3 protein-coding genes and 1 pseudogene are annotated in these 3,033 nt (G+C 78.6%); 2 read left to right on the top strand and 2 right to left on the bottom strand.

Annotated features, from left to right (window positions below):
- Both IE321_RS41215 and IE321_RS41210 read right to left on the bottom strand, forming a co-directional pair.
- Positions 1-903: MbnB/TglH/ChrH family RiPP precursor modification enzyme (locus tag IE321_RS41215; protein WP_190226743.1), on the bottom strand; the 903-nt coding region annotated here is incomplete at its 3' end.
- Between the two features lie 99 nt (positions 904-1,002).
- Entirely contained in the window at positions 1,003-1,716 is a 714-nt protein-coding gene (locus tag IE321_RS41210; RefSeq protein WP_190226742.1) for a peptidyl-tRNA hydrolase, read from the bottom strand.
- Between the two features lie 95 nt (positions 1,717-1,811).
- On the opposite strand from IE321_RS41210, the gene IE321_RS41205 reads away from it, so the two are divergent.
- Both IE321_RS41205 and IE321_RS41200 read left to right on the top strand, forming a co-directional pair.
- Complete coding sequence (locus IE321_RS41205) at positions 1,812-2,786, top strand: ATP-binding cassette domain-containing protein (RefSeq protein ID WP_229916857.1); 975 nt, start codon at positions 1,812-1,814, stop codon at positions 2,784-2,786.
- Positions 2,783-3,033: pseudogene (locus IE321_RS41200) on the top strand (ABC transporter); the annotation flags it as partial. The gene IE321_RS41205 and the pseudogene IE321_RS41200, both read left to right, overlap by 4 nt.

The following is a 3,033-nucleotide window of genomic DNA, read 5'->3' as shown; positions in this document are numbered from 1 at the left end:
GGCCCGCAGGGCGGCGGCGCCGACCCCGTGGCGCGAGGCCGACCGGTCGTGCGGCGCGGCGGCGGGCGCCGGGCGGCGCCGGGCCGTCGTCACCGTCGCCCGGATCGCCGTCAGTTCGGCGGCCAGCTCGGCGGCGGGCGGGAAGTGGTCGTCGCGCTCCAGGAGGACGCCCGGCGGGGCGACCCGCCCGGCGAGGTCCGCCAGGATGTCGAGGACCGGCGGCGGGACCGGGTGCGCGTGGGTGTCGTGCCAGACGCCGTCCCGCTCGACACCGCCCGCCACGTGGACGTACGCGATGGCCTCCACCGGCAGTTCGGCGAGCGCCCGGGCCGGGTCCTCGCCGCGGTTGCGGTGGTTGGTGTGCAGGTTGGCGACGTCGATGAGGAGCCGCACCCCCGTGCGCTCCACCAGCTCCGCCAGGAACCGCCCCTCCGACAGCTCCTCGCCGGGCCAGGAGAAGAGCGCGGCGATGTTCTCCAGCGCCAGCGGCACCGGCAGCGACTCCTGCGCGATCCGCACGTTCTCGCAGAGCACGTCCAGGGCGTCCCGGGTGCGCGGGACCGGCAGCAGGTGCCCGGCCTCCAGGCGCGGGCTCGCGGTCAGCGGCCCCCCGGCCCGGACGAACGCGATGTGCTCGGTGACGAGCGGCGCCCCCAGCGCCTCCGCCTTCTCCGCGAGCGCGGCCAGCCGCTCCGGGTCCGGCCGGTCCGCCCCGCCGAGCCCCAGCGACACCCCGTGCGGCACGACCGTGACGCCCCGGGCCCGCAGCCGGGCCAGCGAGTCGGGCAGGTGGCCGGCGCACACGTTCTCCGCGACGACCTCCACCCAGTCGATCCCGGGCAGCTCCTCGACCGCGTCCGCGATCTCGGGACGCCAGCCGATGCCGATGCCGAGTTCCGTCATGTCCCCCTCCTTCGGTCCTCAGTCACCCACGTGATGACCCCGGCGACGCCGGTCGAACCCAGAGAGGAGGAGGTTCAGAGCTTCATTTGAGGTTCCCGGTCACCGGGGCCCCGGAGCCGCCAGGACCCCGGGGTAGGCGGACACCACCGTCGCGCTGCCCGGCGCGATCTCCGTGAAGCCCGCGTCCCGCACGACCGGCAGGCCGCTCGCGGCCAGCGCGGGCCAGTCCGCCTCCGGCGCGGTGCGGACGGCGAGCGGGAAGCCGGCCTCCCGCCACGCCGTCCGGGCGGCCCCGTCCAGGGCCCACCACAGCAGCTGCGCGCCGTGCCCGGCCTGGGCCATCGCCTTGCCGGCCGACATCGCGAGCCCGGGGTTCATCCAGAGCACCGCGGCGCCGTCCGGGACCGGGCCGGGCTCCGCCGGGTCGTCGAGGTCGGTGCCCGAGACCTGGAGCTTGGCCAGCTCCTTGGGCCAGCCGTCGAGCGGCACCGGCGGGAAGACCCGCACCTCCGCCGCCGCGCCGGTCTCGGTGATGCCGGGCAGGCCGCCGGCCCGCCGCCACTCCGCGCCGCGCGCCCGCCGGACGACCTTGCGGATCCGGGCGTCCTCCCAGTCGGCGACGGCCCGCGCCCATTCCCCCTCGCCGTGCGCGCGCTCGTCGGTGAGGAGCCGGAGCACGGCGCGGGCCGCGGTCTCCAGGGCGTCGGTGCGCGCCGGGGGCGCGTCCTTCTCGATGCGTACCACGAGGGGCAGGACGAACTGCGGCTTCTCGTCGCGGGGATCGGTGCGGGGCTCGGTGTCGTTGCTGCTCACCCGGCAAGTCTGCCACCGCCCCCGACGCCCGGACCGGGGGGCCGGGCGGCGGCGGATCTTGTGGCCGGGCGCGCGGCCGGGTGAGGATCGCGTCCATGACCACCTCCGTCGGAGAGCGGGAGCCCGTGCGGCTCGCGGGCGTCGGGCGCCGGTACGGCCCGCGCGGCCCGTGGGTGCTGCGCGGCGTCGACCTGGAGCTGCCGCCCGGTCGGCTCGTCCGGGCCGTCGGGCCGAACGGCACCGGCAAGTCGACGCTGCTGCGGCTGGTCGCGGGGGTCGACGCCCCCGCCGAGGGCCGGATCACCGGCCGCCCGCCCCGGACCGCGTACGTCCCCGAGCGCTTCCCGCCCGCCCTGCCCTTCACCGCCCACGGCTATCTGGTCCACCTCGCCCGGCTCCAGGGCCTGCGCACCGGCGCGGCCCGGGCCCGGGCGGGGGAGTGGCTGGAACGGTTCGGCGCCGGAGGATACGCCGGGACCGCCCTCGCGGGGCTCTCCAAGGGCACCGCGCAGAAGGTGGCCGTCGCCCAGGCCCTGCTCGCCGAGCCCGGGCTGCTGGTGCTCGACGAGGCGTGGACGGGCCTCGACACCGGTGCCCGCGCCGCCCTCGACGACGCGGTGCGCGAGCGGGTCGCGGCGGGCGCCACGGTGCTCTTCGTCGACCACGACCCCCGCCGCCTGGCCGGCGAGGCCCACACGGCGCTCCGCGTGGAGGCCGGCCGCGTCCGGCCGGCGCCGCCGGGAACGCCGGCCTCCGGCACCGTCCGCGTCGACGGCCCCGTCGTCTACCCGCTGCCCGGTGGGGCGACGGCGGTCGGAGCAGGCACCCGCTTCCGCGTCGACGGGGCGCCCTCCGCGCCCGTGCGCGTCGTCGCCTCCGGCGTCCTGCCGCTGCCCGACCCGCTGCCCGGTGGGGCGACGGCGGCCGCGGTCGGCGGGGGCACCCTCTTCCGTGTCGACGGGGCGGCCTCCGACGAGCTGTTGCGCGTGCTGCTCGCCGCCTCCTGGCACGTCCACCGGGTCGAGCCCGAGCAGGCGCCGGTCCCCGCCGCGCCCCGGGAGGCACCGTGACGGCCCTGCTGCGCTACCACTCCGCGCTGTTCTTCCGGTCCCAGCGCTGGCTCGCCCCGCTGCTGCTGTACGCGGCGGTGGTCGCCGTCGGCGTCCGGCCGGGCGATCCCGTGGCCGGGTCGCTGGGGATCGCGGCGGCGGCGCTGGTGCCGGTCTCGGCCTGGGCGGTGCGGATCTGTCTGACGCAGGAACCGGCCGCCGCGCGGGCCGCGACCGCCGCGGCCGGCGGCCGGGCCCGCGCGCACCT

This window comes from Streptomyces hydrogenans, assembly GCF_014656075.1.
GTDB classification, from domain to species: Bacteria; Actinomycetota; Actinomycetes; order Streptomycetales; family Streptomycetaceae; genus Streptomyces; species Streptomyces hydrogenans.
The sequence above is the reverse complement of the archived record's forward strand: the minus strand, read 5'-3'. Positions and strand labels throughout refer to the sequence as shown.